The following is a 17,300-nucleotide window of genomic DNA, read 5'->3' on the forward strand; positions in this document are numbered from 1 at the left end:
GTCTCCAGTTATTTATAGGGATTTTGCTGGCGGTACTCTTGCGAGGGAACAAAATAGCTGCTACTGCTGGAACTTGGATTAGTAATCCCTTGACTTATGTACCGATTTTTGCATTCAACTTTCACGTCGGAGAATGGCTACTGAATCAGGATGAATTGGCTAATGTGAGTTTCCAATCTTGGCAGGAATTTAGAGAATTGGGCTCAGAAATTGTCCTAACCTTATTTGTTGGTTGTTTTGCCGTTGGGTTGGTTTGTGCTGTGGTTAGTTATTGGTTGAGTGTAAAGCTGATCTATCGATTGCGGAGTGCTCGTTCCTTGCAGCATCAGAAAAAGCGATGTTCCTTTGGAACTGCTTCGCGATGCTCTGAAAGAACTGCTACGCAAACGCACCGCATTGAACACTATAGTTCTCAATCCTCAGTGCTCAGTGCTGAGTCCGAGAATGCTAACTCCTGAGTCCTGAGTAAGACTTCACCTTTTATACTTCATCCTTGATCCTTGATAACAGCCAGGGCGATCAAATCCTCAATTTTTTTAATAGTGGTATCCCCTGCTAAGTAACCAATACCTCGATGAAGGTGCAGGCGAAACTGATTCCCTAGAGTTTCTGGCTCAAAACTTAAGCCATCGTTATGGCACCGTTGTTTCAGAGCAATCAGGATCAGATCAGCCATATCTCCTGCTATAACGCTCCAAGTGAGTTCGAGTTTACTATCAGCAGGTATGGTAACCGGGGAGGGCATTGTCGGTTCAGCGAGGGAACGGCAGATTGCCCAGCGGCAAAGGACATTCCACTGAGGGATTTTGGTTTGACGTTTGAGTTTTATTAGTTGGTCTTTGGCAGTTTGGGAAAGTGTGATCTGGTTTATTGGGGGTTGCATGTATATATTAATGAAATCAGGTTTACGGTTTATGAAAAACTACTTTAGTATTTGCCCAAAGTCGTGATAGTTTGGCAATTTGAATACTTGTAAAAAGATAGAAATATTCAGATCATGATTTAGCTATAAGTACTCAGCCGTCAGTAGAACTTTTTAGGGTAAATTGGCGTCTTTGATAGCAAATAGCGATAAAATTAACAAGCATGTACATTCGTAAAACTGTCTTCGCCATTGCCCTATTGATTAGCCCGTTATTGATTACTGCTTGCGGCTATAATGAGACAAAAGAGTTAGTAGAAGAACCACAGTTACTGTCAAAACCTCTAACCATCCGGACAATACTAGATAAAGAGCAACCAATTACTGCTGGAGAAACTGTCCAATTCGCTTTTAAAACTGTTGGTGACCCTGTCAATATCTTAGAGCCGATTCCGTTGAGAATGACTCTCTACCTACCAGATGGTAGCCAACAACAGTTTATGGTCGATTTGCAAAGTCCAGTTGTCTATTACCCTTGTGATCCTATACCAGGGGAAGACGATTCTTGTAACTATCCGAGGGTGGGTTTGGATCCTACGGCGGATCCTAGTCAGCCCTATCAACCAGGCCCTAGCATTACCTTGGAGCAAGAAGGAGAATACAGGATTACGTTAGACCCTGTCCTAGAAGTAGTGCAAGACAAATTACATGGGCAATCAACAACATTTATGGTCATGCCGTGACCTTTTCTGAGTCAAAGTAACCCGATTCCACGGTTGTTCGATGTTTTTCTGGGTCATAATTGAGTATATACTGTTGTGCGATCGCATCAGCTTCTCGTAATTGTTTAGCTTCGACCTTACCAATTTCCGTATCTGTAGACAGCAGAATCACCTGATGGGAGGCAGCGGGGAAGTAGCGTTCCACTAGGTTGCTGCGATGGGACGAGTCCAATCGTCCGAGGGGGGTATCAATGGCTACGGGTAGATTACGTCCAGAAACACGGGCTAGTCCCCACAATAATGCGATCGCTAATAATTGCTTTTCCCCAGCCGATAGACGATGTTTCGGTACAAGTTTTCCTTGTAGGTCGTACAGGGATAGGCTGAAGCTGTTGGTGTCGATGGCAACTCGATGGACTAGGTCAGATTTATGAAGGAGATAAAGAAAGCATTCGGTTACCTCATGTTCTAATTTATTCAGTTTTCTCAGAGTTAACTGTTCCCGGAAAACCTTAAGGCTCTGTTGGACTAATGCAGATGCTGCAAGCATATGCTGATCATTTTTGCGGTCAATGGTTTCTTCACCATACCTGGCTAAGTCTTTTTTGCTTTGTGCGATCGCATATCCTAATTTATCACAGCGGCGTTTAGCGATTTCGTAAGCTGCTTGAGCTTGAGCCAATTCCGTTTGTGCCTGTTTTAGTGCATCTTCGAGTTCTTGATAGGATTCCGGAGGAGCAGCTGTTGCTAGTTGTCGTTTAGTAGCATTAATATCTGCTTCCAGATTTTTGCGCTTAGCTAATTGCTCTTCAGCTAATTGCTTTTGAGTTGGTTGGTAGTAAGTCAGGAGATTAGTTAGGGAATGAAACATTTCTTCCTCAGCTCCTAACCAAGGGTCTTTAACCTCCCCAGCCTCTTGCTCTATTTGTTGATTTTCTTTTCCCAAGAACGCTTTAATTTTATCAAATTTTTTAGCAGGCAACTTGAGGGCAGTCAATAAATCTACCAGACGTTGATCACGCTGTTGTAAAATATCTCTAGCTAGTTTAGCCTGTGATGCCCGCGATTCTTTTTCTGCTTGAGCTTGAGCTTGGGTGAGTAGGGGTTCAATTAACGATAGAGGCAAAATACCAGCTGCTAATTCCCTCATCTGTTCACGAATTTGTTCAACTTTAGTATTGTAGTAATTTAGCTGACTCTCTAGTTGGTTCCGTTGGGCTGCTATTTTACCACCATCACAGACAAATTTATCAAAAGCTTGTTGCTGTTTTTCCCTGGTTTGTTCTAGCTGTTCTTGAATACTACATAACTCTTGTTTAGCTAGCTCATAGTCTGATTGTTGAGAGGAAAGCTTTTTTTCGATATCTTCCAAATTAGCAAGTTGCTGTTGATTCGCCATAGATTTGCGTTTGCGCGTCACTAAAATATCAAGGTCAATGGCTAAGCGGTCAGCAAGTTCTAGACCAAGTAATGATCGAATCGCTTCCACAACAACCGGGGGTGGTGTTTCCACTTCTGCTAGTTCTTTAACCTGTTCCCCATCAAAAAGAAATAGGTTTGATATTCCTAAGGGCAACAGATTTTCAATGTACTCGTCCCAGGTATTGGTTAGGGCAGAATCCAGCCAGTCTCCCTCTAAAATACCTAAGTTATCCTTACCATCTTTCGGTTTTTTTGTCCAAGTGCGTACAATCCGATACTCCATCGGCTGGTCGTTCTCAATATGTTCAAAAACTAATTCCACTCGGGTGTTGTCAATAGGTAAGGCATTGCGATTGACTGACTGAGTTAGAAAGTCGCTATAACTCAAATTGCCACGGGTGGAACATTGAGCGCGGTGTCCATATAAAGCCAGACGAATCGCATCCATCATAGTGGTTTTGCCGCCACCATTCATACCACCGACTAGAATAATAGGTCGAGAGTTATCATCTCTTTTTGGACAGAGATTGATTACCTGACGCCCGAGATAGGGGCCAAAGTTTTCTAGGACAAGTTCAAGGAAAATCACAGGATTTATCAAGTATGAATTTTCTAGGGAACAGGGAACAGGGAACAGGGAATCGGGAATCGGGAATCGGGAATCGGGAATCGGGAATCGGGAACAGGGAAAAGAGAAAAAAGTATGTGTACCTCATAACTATGATAAACGCTATAGTTGGTGTTAATCGTTTACCGTTAAATCTCAACGATTAAGTCTAAATAATTAACGCTAAAAAGATGAACCGGGCAGCTTTATAAATTCCTCCTCTTCTGGAGTATTAACCCGACCAAGGATTTTATTGCGATGGGGAAAGCGACCAAAACGTTCAATCACTTCTAGATGACGATAGGCATAATTAATGGTACTGGCACTATCGGGATCATCTTTAAGAGTCGAGAATAATTCAACACAGTAGCGCTGATGTTCGATATTTTCGCTATGCTCAAATGGTAAGTAGATAAACCAGCGCTGGACTGGTAAGAGTTCTTTGTCAAAGCCTCGATCAACAGCATACTGGGCAGTAGACAAGGCTTTGGAATCAGTAGCAAAAGCTTGGGGTTGACCCCGAAACATATTGCGAGGAAACTGATCGAATAGGATAATTAGCGCTAGGCAGCTATAGGGTGATGTTTGCCAATTATCTAACTCCCCAGTCACGGCTTGTTGATAGATGTCGAGGAAACGCGATCGCATTTCTTGGTCAAAATCTGGGTTCTTAGTAAACCAGACTTTGCGGGATTTGCCATATTCGGGTTCGTCCGGCTTACCAAACCAGAAATTTAATATCTCATTAAATCTATCCAAAGCCTGTATCATAAGTTACTCCAGTTTTAAGGATTACGAATTTTGGACTGGAAATTTTAAATTTGCCCAAGCCAGCTGCTTGACAGTGTCAACATCCCCTTCATCAGCAGCTGTTTTTAAATCTCGTTTCAAGTGAGCATTAGCGATCGCATCTTCTTTAGACCGAGAACTAGTATCAAAGCACCGCTCCAAAGCCTCATAGATACCAATACGACGAGACCTAGTCACATACTGGCGTTCTGTGTCTAGCAGTTTTGCCATTAGTTCGAGATGCATAGCATCATTGTCACAGATTTCTTCTAAGACCTGCCACTCATCAACACCAAGCAGATGGTTTTCAGCGCCAGGACGGATGTCTTTGAAAGGTTCACCAGTAACTTCCTCATAGATGCGGGGCAAACTGTCGTCAAATTCGTGTTTTTCTTCTAGCCAGATGCGACGAATCTCACTAAGTTCCTCTTGACTAATCAAGGTGATGTCCCCCATATTGTCTGGACAATTCTGACGAATTTCAGTTTCAACAGTAAGCAATCGCCTCAGCCAATACTCCCGTGCTTCTTTGGTATAAGGACCAGGAATTGGCTCAACAGAGATTTGTCCATCTAAATTCCGTTCATACAGTTGGACATTACCATTGCTACGTCTAAAATCTCGTCGCTCACGGTTTTCTCCAGGCTCCAACTCCTTTCGCAAATCCAGTAGAGGTTCCAGCCATTCCTTCTCTTCGTCATTATCAATCATCGCTGTCAGGGATTTATCCTGACTCACCAGTGTACAAACCCAGCAACCAAAACGAGAGCTACCACAACTAGGAGTAGAGGTATCCACAACTAATGGACATTCGTTATCAGCACTAGCCCCTCGATACATAGCAAATAGATCTTTATTGCTGTATTCCCAAGGGTTTTCCCATTGCATGAGATAGAGCCAAACCTCATCATTTTGCCAATCTTCAATGGGGCTATAAACCAACGAGTTGGGTAAATTCATATTAGGAGTTAGACGATCACGTACTCGTTTAGCTTCCATTTTTTTCATCCGTCTTGCCCGTTGTTGGCTTTCAGCTTTGCGAGTGCCTAAAACAACAATAGCCTCTCCACTAGATCGGATAACATTCCGAATAAAACGGTTAGAGGGTTTAATTTTCAAACGTTCAGTACACCAGCGAAATTTCCCCCGTGGGGCTGGGTAACCTTTGCCAATTAAACTTACCCAGTAGGTTTCTTTAACCTCCGGTTGTAAGAGATGGGGTTCAAAGGGCAATCCTTGAGCTTCAGCTGCCAACTTAATCTGTTTTAGGGAATTGCGAACCCAAGCTGAAACAATCGGATTCTCTACTAAGGTGTCTGTAGTGATGACATAGATAGTCTTAGTTCGCTGTTCTGGTGGCAGAGCTGCGATCGCATTCCATACCAGCTGTAGAGTGGCGGTGCTATCCTTGCCACCACTATACCCTATAACCCAGGGAATTGCGTCTAAGCAGTACAACTGTTGAATTTCGGTGGTCAGAGCAGTAATCTCTTCCACCAGCTCAGCCACAGTGCGATTTTTTGGCTTATTTTCTGAGAGTTTTACCTGATTCATCAGTCTTCACGGCAGTGGGGAAACCCCCTCTGGGAAAGAGCGGGGTGCTTACTCTCTGCTAAGACAAGGCTTGGCAGATTGGTCCTTTTTTCGAGCTTATCCCAAGTTTTGAATAAAATTTCTTGACAGTGGATCTAACGTTTTTCTTCCTAAATTGGTATGATTAATAGTTTTACTCTATCGAACCTCGAGTATAGGGAAATCAGCTAATTTGATTGTTAAAAACTTGTGCTAGTCTTAAAAATATTTATCGTAAGCATATGCGCTACGCGCACGCGTGCGCGTTCAGCGGTCAGCGGTCAGCCGTCAGCTAAAGGCTCATGCTACGGGAACAGCTTATTTTATTCAAAAGCACCGATTGCGCTACGGGCATGCTGCGCGAACAGTAGCGTGGCACAGGCTTTGGCTTTTGGCCACGCTGTGCGAACGACGCTGTGAGGTAGCGCATTAGCTGAATGCTGAATGCTGAATGCTGAATGCTGAATGCTGAATGCTGAATGCTGAATGCTTACTATTTATCGATAGCTTCTACAACGCAGCATTATGGGTTTAAAACTATGGTGATCAAAACTGAAAATCATCCCAATGACCTCGCCAAGCAAATACTTGAACAAGAAAGCCGAGATCGACAAGCGCTGGCGTTATTGCTCGATAGACATCTGGCTAGAAACGATCAAATCTTGGTGCAGAAAACTCACATGGGCACTACAGAGGCATTTATTGGCTCAGTCACTCTGGAATGGTTAGCGATTCGCGTCCGCTACGCCTCCCAACTACCGCTATTTCAACAAAAGTTTGATCAACAAACGAACAATATCGTCAGGGATGCCGATACCATCGAAGCGCTTCAGCAGCGTCCCCTTGATTGGTCACGTCAAGCTGCTCTGGCTCAATATCTAGCAGCCCGCAAAACTCACAAGTTTCCCCCAGTCTTGGTAGTGCTTAGCTCTGGGTGGGTAGATAATGCCCAAGCTGCTCAGTGGGATAAGAATCAACGCGCTCGGCAGTCCGCAGCTGAGTTCACCAGTTTAGATAAAGATCGCACAGTCGGACTGCTTGATGTTTCAGACCATGTTTCAATTTTTGCCTTAGATGGTCAACATCGACTGATGGGAATCCAGGCTCTGATGGAATTGATTAAAATTGGTACGCTCCAGAAATATAGCAAAGGGAAAAAGCCAATCGGCTCCCTGATTACAGTGGATGACTTGATTGAGGAGTATCACATCTCGCCAGGTTATCTCCAAAGTCTAGCGACAGAAAAAATTGGTATTGAGTTTATTCCTGCTGTCGTTCAGGGAGAAACCCGTGAAGAAGCACGGCGACGCATCCGATCGATTTTTGCTCACGTTAACCTGATGGCAGTAAGGTTGAGCAAAGGACAACTAGCGTTGCTCAATGAAGACGATGGCTTCTCAATCGTTGCTAGAAAAATTGCCATGACTCATCCTCTACTGAGGGAGATGGAAAATCGTAATCCTCGGGTTAATTGGGATAGCGCTACGGTTTCTGCTAAGTCAACCGTCTTGACTACCCTACAAGCTCTCAAACATATATCTGAGCTCTATTTGGGCTACCAATTCTGTCACTGGAAACCCTGTGAGAAAGGTCTAATTCCCATGCGTCCTGAAGATGAAGAGCTAGAGATGGGAACTAAAACATTGACAGAGCTTTTCGACTATCTCGCTAGTTTACCCAGCTATCAAAAGCTCGACCATGGAAAAGAAACACCCCAGCTGCGTCGGTTTAACCATGAAAGGGGTGGAGGAGAAGGAAACATGCTATTCCGTCCAGTAGGACAAATCGCCCTCGTTCAAGCTTTGGGTATCCTAGTATGTAACAAGGATTTCTCCCTCAAAAGCATCTTCGAGAAACTTCAAAAATACGATGGTTCGGGTGGCTTTAGTCAGATCGATCACCCACAATCCCCTTGGTACGGGATTTTGTATGACCCAAATCGAAAGCGAGTGCTAGTTTCTGGACGAGAGTTAGCCTCCAAAGTGATGTTATATCTTTTGGGTGGTGTTACAGAGCGTATGGAACGTGCTCAACTGCGCATCGCTGTGGCTAATGCCAGGAGTGTTGGCAAAGATCAAGGGATCAGCTTTGAGGGCAAATTTGTGAAACTGAAGGAGGTAGGATTACCACCTCAGCTGTAACAGAAGTAGTGACAGCGCCTACACTTCCCTATCGCGTAAGTGTAGGCGCTAGCTCTCACAAAAATCGACTCAAATCAAACTCTTGTTGCTCATTTTCTTTATATTCTTTCTTCTTATACCTATCATTATTTAAAATTAACAAAAGTCGCTCGGAATAGTCTACTGCACCTCGCAACTCATTGCGCAAAATATCAAGCCCTCCATTGGCATACTCCTCAAAAATATAGATGCGTTTGTCCTCAGACTCTTTATCGATAGAAGAAAGAATTTTAGTATCTTTAATCTCAGCGATCGCAATTAATTTAATTACTACCTCATATCCCCTTGAGACAAAAATTTCCAGTCCAATCGGACCAGGCTCTCGTTTAGAAATTACCTTCAGGGGCGATCGCTTTTTACGCTTTACTCCTAAAGCAGCTGCAAACACCATCACATCAGCATAAGTCTGAAACGGTCCGGTTTTTCCATCGGAAGCGGTTAGGTCTTTCACCAAAGCCGCCTTATCTTTAGCAACCCTGATTCTGTTTCCAGCCATTGTCTTGGTGTCTAGTTTTAATAAATCTTATGCACAAGGCTAAGCGCAAAAACCGTAAAGTGCGGTAATCTATTTATTATACCATCAATAAAAAGAGTAAAGGAATAGCGTAAGCTATCAGCTATCAGCTATCAGCTATCAGCTATCAGCTATTAGCTATCAGCTATCAGCTAATGCCTCCCAGCGTCGAAGTCTGTGCCACGAGTCAATGGACTTTTCCCCAGACTTTCAATTTTCATTAATCTAGAACTATTAAATTATCTCGTTCTAGGTTGATTTTAAGCTGTTTGCGTAGCGTGAGCTTTGAGCTGACGGCTGACGGCTGACGGCTGACGGCTGACGGAATAGCCTCTTAGAGATCTATTGCTTGATGTTTCATAGATTAACGTAATTTTGAGTTTATTGAGTTGAATGATGAAGACTTGTAAGCAACTAGTTTATGTGAGTGCGTTTGCAATCCTACTTTTACTGACTAACCTATCCTGTGCCTCCCCCGACCGACCGGACCCCCAAATGAAAACCAGCGATCGCGCAACGGTAGTCGTGAAAACGATTCAGGAGGCAAACAGTGACATTTCTAAGCAAGATCGAGAAACTAAATATTGCAAAATGGCTTGTTCTGAATTTGTCTTCTACCGTGGCACTAACCAATTATTTTGGAAAGATTTTGCTGGCGATAATCGCCTCAAGGATTTTGGAAATGCCAAAACCAAGATTTGGTTATCCGGAGATATGCATGCCGAGAACTTTGGGGCATATGATAATAATCGAGGGGAAATCGTTTACCCACTCGATGACTTTGATGATGGGATTATTGCTGATTACCAATATGATGTCTGGCGCATGGGAGCTAGTTTAGCATTGGTCGGTCGTCAGAATGGTTTGTCTGCTGAGGAACAAAACAAGGGGATTGATGCCTTTAGTGAGTCCTATCTTGATACTATGGCTTCCTATCGCGGTAATGATCGTGAACTGGAGACTTACTTCACTAAAGACAATACTTATGGGAAGTTGGATGACTTCCTAGAAGGAGTGGAAGCTAGCGAAAGCCGCCAAAAAATCTTGAAAAAATGGACAGAACTGGACGGAAATCAGCGTCGCTTCGATTTATCCAAGGTTAAGTTAGGCAAAGCTACTGCTTCCGAGCGACAGGATATTCAGAATGCGATCGCAGATTATAAGAAAACGTTGACAAAAAAATTTAAATATGATAAAGATTACTTCCGAGTCAAAGATATTGCGCAACGTTTACTGGCTGGCACTGGTTCCTTAGGAGTGCCCCGGTATTATCTCCTAATTGAAGGCGAGACGTCTTCCCAGAAGGATGACCGGATCTTGGACATTAAATTCCAATCTTCCCCTACTGCCTATGATTACTTGAGTCAGGAGGAACGGGAAAAGTATGATAAAAATTTTAACAATGAGGGTCAACGTCACGCTTTAGCCTATCGAGCCTTAACCAAGTACACCGATAATCACCTGGGCTGGATGAAACTAGGGGATGGGTATTACTCAGTGCGAGAGCGATCGCCATTTAAGGAAACCTTTGATATCACTGAGCTAACCAAAGAGAAACGCTTTGTTAAGCTAGCTGAACAATGGGGTCAAGTGTTGGCAACAGCTCACGCACGAGCTGACAAAGATTTTGATGCCACCTTAGTGCCTTATTCCATAGACAAACAGGTGGATAAGTTGACTGACGGTCGCCACAAGGAGTTTCGGCAATTGGTAAGGGAATTGGCTTTGACTTATGCTGATCAAGTTAAGAAGGACTATGGTTACTTTGTGGACAAGCTGAAACCCAATAGCTGCTCTAGCGGCAGTTGTGACTAATCCTTTTAGTTTAATTGGCTTTGGTAGAATGTAATCCGTTGATATGGCAGAGGGGAAAGCTTCATTAACAGGATAAGCGGTAAAGGGAGGGTCGCGATCTAGTCCCTATAATCTATAACCTCTAACCTCTAACTTAGAAACAAAACAGCTACATACCTTATATTTAATCAGATGAACGGTAAGAAAGACGGTTTTTTAAGCGGGCTTCAAATTTTGGTGTTTTTTATCTTAGCCCTTGCCTTGCTGGGATACGACATCCAATTCAGCTTACTATTTGGTGGCATCGGCGCTTTAGCCGGTGGTTTGATAGTTGACTGGTGGCACCACCCAGACAAACCCAGGGACTTACAACCCCAGCAAGCAGAGTATCCCGAGGAAGGTACTTCTGACTTAACTGGCATCCGTTTAGCTGTACAGGAACGAAAAGTTAGAGAAAAGAGGCGCTCACAAGGGTTACTCAATCCTATTAGTAGATTTTTTAGACGTTAAGCAAGAGGAATTAGTTATTGCTATTGGTCAAAGGTAAATACCGAGATATTTAAGATAGATTAGTGGCAACTGCCACACCACTCTATGGAATAGATGTGGTTTGATCGTCACTAAAATCTAAAATGTTTATATTTATCTCAAAGCTATTGCCACTCTTTCTGTACCCCTTGGGCCTGGCTTGTGTGCTACTGGTAGTAGCTTTGGTAATGTCCTGGCGCAACCCTCGCTGGGTACCGATACCCGTGGCTTTGGCATTAATTGTGTTGTTGGTCTCAAGTAATACTTGGGTGACTAACAGCTTAATACGCTCCCTGGAGTGGCAATATCTTCCTACTTCAGAATTACCTGAGGCTGATGTGATCGTGATCTTGGGGGGAGCGACCAAACCGCCTTTTCCACCACGACCTACTCCAGAAGTGGATGAAGCAGGCGATCGCGTTCTCTATGGTGCTCAGCTATACCGTGAAGGGAAAGCTCCCTGGGTGATTCCTGCTGGTGGTCGGATTGTTTGGGGTTCCAGTAGTAATAACTCTAGCCAACGACTTTCTTCCCAAAGTGCTCAATCCTCACAACGGTTGGCCCCTGAATCAGAAGACATGGCACAGATTCTAGAAGACCTGGGTGTTCCAAGAGCCGCTATCATTCAAGAGTCTAGGTCTTTAAACACTCACCAAAATGCGGTCAATGTGCGGAAAATTTTGGATCAGCGGGATTTGCGCAAGGTATTATTAGTAACTTCGGCCATCCATATGCCTCGTTCTGTCCTGGTGTTCCGGCGTCAGGGTATTGATGTGATCCCAGCACCAACAGATTTTCTAGTGTCTCAATATGAACTGGATGAACCTAACAGTAGTAGTCAAGCTGCTTTGCTACATTCTCTGCCAAATGCTGATCAATTGTCTAGGATTACCCGTGCTATCAAGGAATACATTGGAATAGTAGCTTATCGCATTCGCGGTTGGGTGTAATAAGATTATTATTGTTGCTGAAATATTAGGCTCTTCCGTACTTGTTATGCTAAATAAACACTTTGGCGAAGGGACTTCGGAGCAGGGACTGAGGCCGTTGGCCACGCGGGGCGCGTTCGGAGCAGGGGAAAGAGGCAGTATTTAGAAAATTTGGTTAATTAAATAGCCTCATAACCCTTGTACAGTAAGCTTTATGAGTTTTTTGAATTTAAATTTAGCATAGCAGGTACTGAAGAACCAAATATTATCCTTGATAATAGCTTTTATCATAGCTATGAGGTACACAGGATTTTTTCCCTCTTTCCTCTTCCCTTTTCCCTAATTTCTACTCCCTGTTCCCTGTTCCCTGTTCCCTGTTCCCTGCTCCCTAAAACCCATGAATTTGTACCTCATGAGTTTGAAAATAGCTATATTTTCCTAGTTACTATGCCAGAAGAATTCCAACGGATTGTCCCAGCACCACCACCAGCAGCCGATATGTTTGCCACTTACCAGCTAGCTTATGAGTTTAGCCAAGAAGTAGAGCATCGGCAAGAATTTGAAGACTATTGTCAGTGGTATTATTTGACAGCACAAAGCCATCGAGAGGAATTAGAAAAAATGCGTGGTGATATCAACCTTTTTGGTTGGTTCAGTCGCGGCAAGTCGTAGATTAGAATAAACGGATAGCTTATTATCTTAAAATATGGTTGAAAAAATTAAATTTAACACGGATAGTAATAGATATCAATAGATACAGTAATTATCTAACTTTTTCCTATCCGTGCCAACCTGTTTAAAAATCCCTATGATGGTTATTATGATTGCTATAGCTAATAATATAGCCGCCTAGGGGATAATTTCTAATTCATCTTCACGGAAGTGAACTTTTTTAAATTTTTTGTCAAACTTGACTTGTATTGGTAAATTGGCGCTCACGGGCCTACCTTGCCACTCAGAAATTATTCCGGTAACTTCCCCTTCGAGACCTTTAATATCAAAAGGTTTATTCTTGTGTTCGGGATGGGTATATACCACAACTGATTCTTTGACTCGGACGCGATCGCCAACTTTCATATAAGTAACTCTAACTATTATACGGACATCCCTTACCTAAGCTAGGGTTGGCTCAGGCAACCTAATTATTGTCTCACAGAGTGGGTTGTTTACATCTAGCTATCTGATGCCGATGATTCTTGCTTAAAATTATAATAGTGAATTATAATATTAAATTTATTCACGCGCTGGTTTCACCCTTAGTTATCTGGGAGCTCCTGCTCGGTAGGTGAAGACTCTGGTAGATTGGGATCCGGTGATGGTAAAAAGCGATCGCGCATTTTCTGGAAGCCCTCAGGAGCTAGTATCCATTGGGTAGTCAGTAAAATAGCACCAGCCCCAACAAGTATACCGACTACCCCCAGCAGCCCAAACACGGCTCTAATCCAATCCCGGTATGAGCGGGTGGTTTCGGGTTTATTGTCATTGGTTGTGGTTATTTCCGCTGGTACTGATGAAGTCAGAGCGGTTTGCTGCTCCAGATTAACCACCTGTAGTTCTTTTGAGCTAGACATGTCTCCCAAATTTAGCACTGTCGGATATTGGGGAGAGACAGCACAGTATGTTAGCACCACCGAAATGTCATCTTGACCATTATGTTGAAACGCCAGGTCAATTAAAGACTCAGCTGCCGATTCGACGGAAATTCGGTGGCTATTGACTTTTTGCGGTAAATCTCGACCAAATTTTTCAATCAAGTTGTTGTTGCTCAAGCCATCGGAACACAGCAGCAGCAAACCATCTTCTTCCACAATAAAGCGTCGCACAGTGGGACGAAGTAATTCAGCCTCCTTTGTCCCTAAGGCTTGAGTGAGTGCTTGTGCATCAGATCGCTGCAACGCTTGTCGATAAAGACTACGCCCAAGCTTCACCTCCCGAGTAGCCACATCATCATCTACAGTTAGCTGCTGGCAATAGTCGGGAGTAAGCCAGTAAGCACGACTATCTCCTACACTAGCGATATAGATTTCGTGACCATTGGTTTTCCCTTCTGGTGTATTCACCATTTGGGGAAGTTGTAGCGCTAAAGTTAAGGTAGTAGCCATGCGACGCCGGGATTCTCGTTCTTGTTGATCGTTGCGAGAAGAAATCATGTTATTAGCAACCCGGATAATTGCTGATAGATTCTCGGTTACGAGTTCTGGTGTCATCAGCTCCGGATCTTCGTTCAACTCAGCCAGTAATGCCCGAACCTGTAATTTAATCGACTGTAGTGCTAACTGGCTAGCAATTTCCCCCCCTTCGTGACCACCAATACCATCACAAATAATCGACAGGTGAGGAATCAAGGGGTCTTGGGGTTGCTCTGGGTCCTTAATCAAGTCAGCCTTAGTGGGATAGCAACTGTCTTCATTGTGGCTGTGACTTGAACCAGTTGCGGTGATACCAGCAATTTTTAACCGTAACGGCTGCTGAGCAGCTTGCTCAAGTAATAGGTGGTTAAGTTGGGATGCGATCGCACTTAAGGAGGGGTGTTCAGTTTGCAGGTGTTGGGCAATAGCTTGTAGCGGATCCGCCACAGACACTGATGCTTTGCGACACCAAGCTTCCCAGCACTCTCCTAGCTGTTTAAGACTAGCATCGACAGAGGGTTCACTCACAGAATTCGGTTCGCCAGGGGAGTCTGGGGAAACCAATGTATCAAATCCTGTATCAAATCCCCTATCCTCTAGACCATTAGACGGTACAACTGGTGATATACTCGTATCAGCCATGGTATCTTGATATAATTCCCGTAGTCGCAGCCGCCACCCTTCAACTCGCAAATTATTTGGTACTAACAGGCTAGAAGCCACACCCAATTCTGATAAGGGTATCCATAATTCCCAAATTTGCCAAAGCCAATAGACTTGACGCACTGCGGTAGCAGAAGTCCACATCGACTCCATTGAGGGATATAAGTTGCCATTGGCATCGATCGGGGCATTTTCTAGCAAAATGACCACATCTTGACCGGGTGTAGACAGGAAATTCCGTTGCTGTGGCAACTGGCATATCCCATAAACCTCTGGCACATGGAGGCAGTGGGGATACAAGCGTAGGTAAGGAAGAATATGGCCGTTGAGTTGTTCAGGAAAATCCGGTGGCAGTTCTGGCTGCATATCCTGCCAAATTTGCGGGGCAACTACCTGGTAGCGGTCTGCGACTTGTTCTCCAACTGGTAGCTCTACGGCAGCAGAACCCACTGCCCAAAGATAACGATCCACGGCTAATACCTATGAAGTTAATTTACGGCTATACGGTCAAATTCTAGACGGCTGAGATAAATTAGAAGAGGGGTTGTTTGAGCTTTTCAACATTTTCTATCAAAGTTGTCTAGTAAATTAAAGAAAATTAAAATAACTCAGCAACCTATATCTTTGTCTGACGTCAGACAAAATAAAGTAGAGTTACCTGCAACTACTCACCCCATACCCCGTATATTATGATGAGCCGATGGTAAGTTCCTCGATGCTTTGGCTAATTGCCGGGTCAATGCTGTGCTTAGTCGAGCTGTTTGTGCCAACAGCGTTTGTTGCTTTCATGATGGGCATCAGTGCTTTGGTGGTAGGATTTGTGATCTCGATTTTGCCCATACCTTATACCCTACAAGTGGGGTTATGGTTGCTGCTTTCCACTGCCTCAGTCTTTTTATCCCGTCGCCTGATGCCCCCTGCCAGAGTGGGCAAAAATTTGGATGCGATGGAAGCTCAAACCTTGACAGAAATTCTGCCAGGGCAAACTGGGCGGGTACTCTATGAAGGCAACTCATGGCGTGCCCGTTGTGAAGACTATGCAGATGCGATCGCATCCAACCAAAAGGTCTACGTAGTGCGCAGGGAAGGCACTACCCTGATTGTTGTGCCTCATCACCTATTGCATGACTGAAGCTGATCGACCATGGGTGCTCTACCAGGTTCAGGGGATAGTGATGGGTTAATGGGGTGATGGAGTAATAGAGTCAACGTTAGATCTATTAGTCCCCCTAGTTACTAGTTGTTGGGAGTCTCCCTGCTCACCGGGTCCAGTATTTTTTGACAAAAGATACGTGGAACAGTCAGGTTGGACAGAGGGTCATAAAGTCAGCTTCAAGCACTTGAGAATCAGACTAAATCAGTCTAAATTAAGTTTTCTGCCCTTCCCCACCCATCCGCTCCCCCTCTAACAACAAATTTGTAAAACACTACCCGAAAGGGAGGAAAGAGCGTGTCACAGTGGTTTTTGCTTGTCTTTTTAGCTTTGGGCGGTTCAGGTCTTCTCGGTTCCGTCAAGATTATTAATCAAGGAAACCAAGCCTTAGTGGAACGATTGGGAAAATATAGTGGCAAAAAACTCGAACCTGGGCTCAACTTTGTCATTCCCGTGATTGAGCAAGTGGTTTACCAGCAAACCATTCGGGAAAAAGTCCTTGATGTGCCACCTCAGCCTTGTATCACCTCCGACAATGTTTCCATTACCGTTGACGCTGTGGTTTACTGGCGGATCATGGATATGGAGAAAGCTTACTATAAGGTTGAAGACCTGCGCTCCGCCATGCAGAACTTGGTGCTAACCCAGATTCGAGCCGAAATGGGGAAACTGGAACTGGATCAAACCTTTACCGCTCGCTCTCAAATCAATGAAACCCTACTGCGGGAATTAGACATTTCCACTGATCCTTGGGGGGTTAAAGTCACGCGGGTGGAACTGCGGGACATTGTGCCGTCTCAGGCAGTGCAGGACTCAATGGAGTTGCAGATGTCAGCAGAACGCCGCAAACGGGCGGCAATTTTGACCTCTGAAGGGGAACGAGAATCTGCGGTTAACACTGCCAGAGGTAAGGCCGAGGCACTAGAGTTAGATGCTGGAGCCCGTAAAAAAGCTGCGATTATGGACGCTGAAGCTCAACAACAGGCAATAGTTCTCAAAGCTCAGGCAGAACGACAGCAGCAGGTTCTCAAGGCACAAGCCACTGCTGAGGCTCTGAAAATTGTGGCTAAGACTCTTGATAATGACCCCAATGCTCGTGATGCTCTCCAGTTTTTACTGGCTCAGAATTATATCGATATGGGTATGCAAGTTGGCACTAGCGAGAGTAGTAAAGTTATGTTTATGGATCCTCGCAGCATTCCGGCAACCATTGAAGGGATGCGTTCGATTGTCGGTGATGGCGACAAGGTTAACCCTAATTCCCTAGGTATGAATGTGAATCAAAGGTGAAGTTCAGCTTCAATTAGCCATACCTAGACGGGTATCACCGTTTAGGTGGGGCTTATGTCTTAAACTAAAAAATCTTCCCATCAAGCAAACCCAGAGCTGTTAAGACAGCCAAGGGATATAGGAATCTATTGAAAGCGGTTTTAGCC

At 44.2% G+C, this 17,300-nt stretch carries 18 protein-coding genes; 10 read left to right on the forward strand and 8 right to left on the reverse strand.

From position 1 onward, the window contains the following. A partial coding sequence (locus F6K57_RS07010) for a DUF2062 domain-containing protein (protein ID WP_293066078.1) occupies positions 1–458 on the forward strand: 458 nt, incomplete at its 5' end. A 29-nt stretch (positions 459–487) separates the two neighbouring features. On the opposite strand, the gene dndE is transcribed toward F6K57_RS07010, so the two are convergent. Then, positions 488–883 carry a DNA sulfur modification protein DndE gene (gene dndE, locus F6K57_RS07015; protein WP_293066081.1) on the reverse strand — a complete coding sequence of 132 codons (396 nt, stop codon included), beginning with the start codon at positions 881–883 and terminating at the stop codon, positions 488–490. A gap of 203 nt (positions 884–1,086) precedes the next feature. Here dndE and F6K57_RS07020 point away from each other — a divergent pair, with 203 nt between their 5' ends. After that, positions 1,087–1,605 (forward strand): hypothetical protein, encoded by a 519-nt coding sequence (locus F6K57_RS07020; protein ID WP_293066084.1) that lies wholly within the window; start codon positions 1,087–1,089, stop codon positions 1,603–1,605. Here F6K57_RS07020 and dndD read toward each other — a convergent pair. From dndD to dndC, 4 genes are all read right to left on the reverse strand, one after another. Continuing rightward, a complete protein-coding gene (gene dndD / locus F6K57_RS07025; protein WP_293066087.1) occupies positions 1,595–3,595 on the reverse strand; it encodes a DNA sulfur modification protein DndD in 2,001 nt (666 codons plus the stop codon). The genes F6K57_RS07020 and dndD overlap by 11 nt on opposite strands. Continuing rightward, positions 3,582–3,722, reverse strand: a complete 141-nt coding sequence (locus tag F6K57_RS07030; RefSeq protein WP_293066090.1) for a hypothetical protein — start codon at positions 3,720–3,722, stop codon at positions 3,582–3,584. Before F6K57_RS07030 ends, dndD begins: the two co-directional genes overlap by 14 nt. A gap of 74 nt (positions 3,723–3,796) precedes the next feature. Then, positions 3,797–4,384, reverse strand: a complete 588-nt coding sequence (locus F6K57_RS07035) for a DUF924 family protein (protein ID WP_293066093.1) — start codon at positions 4,382–4,384, stop codon at positions 3,797–3,799. A 21-nt stretch (positions 4,385–4,405) separates the two neighbouring features. Continuing rightward, positions 4,406–5,956: a DNA phosphorothioation system sulfurtransferase DndC gene (gene dndC / locus F6K57_RS07040; RefSeq protein ID WP_293066096.1), complete on the reverse strand. Its 1,551-nt coding sequence runs from the start codon at positions 5,954–5,956 to the stop codon at positions 4,406–4,408. 277 nt (positions 5,957–6,233) lie between these two features. Between dndC and F6K57_RS07045 the strand changes: the two genes are divergently transcribed. Continuing rightward, positions 6,234–6,407 carry a hypothetical protein gene (locus F6K57_RS07045; RefSeq protein WP_293066099.1) on the forward strand — a complete coding sequence of 58 codons (174 nt, stop codon included), beginning with the start codon at positions 6,234–6,236 and terminating at the stop codon, positions 6,405–6,407. Positions 6,408–6,513: 106 nt separating this feature from the next. Next, positions 6,514–8,115 (forward strand): DGQHR domain-containing protein, encoded by a 1,602-nt coding sequence (locus F6K57_RS07050; RefSeq protein WP_293066102.1) that lies wholly within the window; start codon positions 6,514–6,516, stop codon positions 8,113–8,115. 55 nt (positions 8,116–8,170) lie between these two features. On the opposite strand, the gene F6K57_RS07055 is transcribed toward F6K57_RS07050, so the two are convergent. After that, positions 8,171–8,650, reverse strand: coding sequence for a DNA phosphorothioation-associated protein 4 (locus tag F6K57_RS07055; protein ID WP_293023306.1), 480 nt, complete (start codon positions 8,648–8,650; stop codon positions 8,171–8,173). A 441-nt stretch (positions 8,651–9,091) separates the two neighbouring features. Here F6K57_RS07055 and F6K57_RS07060 point away from each other — a divergent pair, with 441 nt between their 5' ends. From F6K57_RS07060 to F6K57_RS41875, 4 genes are all read left to right on the forward strand, one after another. Further along, positions 9,092–10,483 (forward strand): DUF2252 family protein, encoded by a 1,392-nt coding sequence (locus F6K57_RS07060; protein WP_293066107.1) that lies wholly within the window; start codon positions 9,092–9,094, stop codon positions 10,481–10,483. Between the two features lie 171 nt (positions 10,484–10,654). After that, the gene (locus tag F6K57_RS07065; RefSeq protein WP_075900184.1) at positions 10,655–10,972 is read left to right on the forward strand and encodes a hypothetical protein; all 318 of its coding nucleotides are present in this window, start codon (positions 10,655–10,657) and stop codon (positions 10,970–10,972) included. A 122-nt stretch (positions 10,973–11,094) separates the two neighbouring features. Beyond that, complete coding sequence (locus F6K57_RS07070) at positions 11,095–11,940, forward strand: YdcF family protein (RefSeq protein ID WP_293066110.1); 846 nt, start codon at positions 11,095–11,097, stop codon at positions 11,938–11,940. A gap of 177 nt (positions 11,941–12,117) precedes the next feature. Continuing rightward, positions 12,118–12,591: a hypothetical protein gene (locus F6K57_RS41875; RefSeq protein ID WP_364301692.1), complete on the forward strand. Its 474-nt coding sequence runs from the start codon at positions 12,118–12,120 to the stop codon at positions 12,589–12,591. 177 nt (positions 12,592–12,768) lie between these two features. Here F6K57_RS41875 and F6K57_RS07080 read toward each other — a convergent pair whose 3' ends face one another. Both F6K57_RS07080 and F6K57_RS07085 read right to left on the reverse strand, forming a co-directional pair. Next, the gene (locus tag F6K57_RS07080; RefSeq protein ID WP_293023313.1) at positions 12,769–12,996 is read right to left on the reverse strand and encodes a ferredoxin-thioredoxin reductase variable chain; all 228 of its coding nucleotides are present in this window, start codon (positions 12,994–12,996) and stop codon (positions 12,769–12,771) included. A gap of 179 nt (positions 12,997–13,175) precedes the next feature. Beyond that, positions 13,176–15,182 (reverse strand): protein phosphatase 2C domain-containing protein, encoded by a 2,007-nt coding sequence (locus F6K57_RS07085; protein ID WP_293023316.1) that lies wholly within the window; start codon positions 15,180–15,182, stop codon positions 13,176–13,178. 229 nt (positions 15,183–15,411) lie between these two features. Here F6K57_RS07085 and F6K57_RS07090 point away from each other — a divergent pair, with 229 nt between their 5' ends. Continuing rightward, on the forward strand, positions 15,412–15,843 hold the full coding sequence (locus F6K57_RS07090; RefSeq protein ID WP_293023318.1) for an NfeD family protein: 432 nt from the start codon (positions 15,412–15,414) through the stop codon (positions 15,841–15,843). 318 nt (positions 15,844–16,161) lie between these two features. Then, a complete protein-coding gene (locus F6K57_RS07095) occupies positions 16,162–17,154 on the forward strand; it encodes an SPFH domain-containing protein (RefSeq protein ID WP_293023320.1) in 993 nt (330 codons plus the stop codon). Positions 17,155–17,300 lie beyond the last annotated feature (146 nt).

Source organism: Moorena sp. SIO4A5 (assembly GCF_010672005.1).
In the GTDB taxonomy this organism is placed as follows: domain Bacteria; phylum Cyanobacteriota; class Cyanobacteriia; order Cyanobacteriales; family Coleofasciculaceae; genus Moorena.

Coding starts and splice junctions, on each gene's coding strand:
- F6K57_RS07030 (WP_293066090.1), bottom strand. CDS start 3,722: ATGAGGTACACATACTTTTTTCTCTTTTCCCTGTTCCCGATTCCCGAT.
- dndE (WP_293066081.1), bottom strand. CDS start 883: ATGCAACCCCCAATAAACCAGATCACACTTTCCCAAACTGCCAAAGAC.
- F6K57_RS07070 (WP_293066110.1), top strand. CDS start 11,095: ATGTTTATATTTATCTCAAAGCTATTGCCACTCTTTCTGTACCCCTTG.
- F6K57_RS07065 (WP_075900184.1), top strand. CDS start 10,655: ATGAACGGTAAGAAAGACGGTTTTTTAAGCGGGCTTCAAATTTTGGTG.
- dndC (WP_293066096.1), bottom strand. CDS start 5,956: ATGAATCAGGTAAAACTCTCAGAAAATAAGCCAAAAAATCGCACTGTG.
- F6K57_RS07050 (WP_293066102.1), top strand. CDS start 6,514: ATGGTGATCAAAACTGAAAATCATCCCAATGACCTCGCCAAGCAAATA.
- F6K57_RS07080 (WP_293023313.1), bottom strand. CDS start 12,996: ATGAAAGTTGGCGATCGCGTCCGAGTCAAAGAATCAGTTGTGGTATAT.
- F6K57_RS07090 (WP_293023318.1), top strand. CDS start 15,412: ATGGTAAGTTCCTCGATGCTTTGGCTAATTGCCGGGTCAATGCTGTGC.
- F6K57_RS07055 (WP_293023306.1), bottom strand. CDS start 8,650: ATGGCTGGAAACAGAATCAGGGTTGCTAAAGATAAGGCGGCTTTGGTG.
- F6K57_RS07035 (WP_293066093.1), bottom strand. CDS start 4,384: ATGATACAGGCTTTGGATAGATTTAATGAGATATTAAATTTCTGGTTT.
- F6K57_RS07020 (WP_293066084.1), top strand. CDS start 1,087: ATGTACATTCGTAAAACTGTCTTCGCCATTGCCCTATTGATTAGCCCG.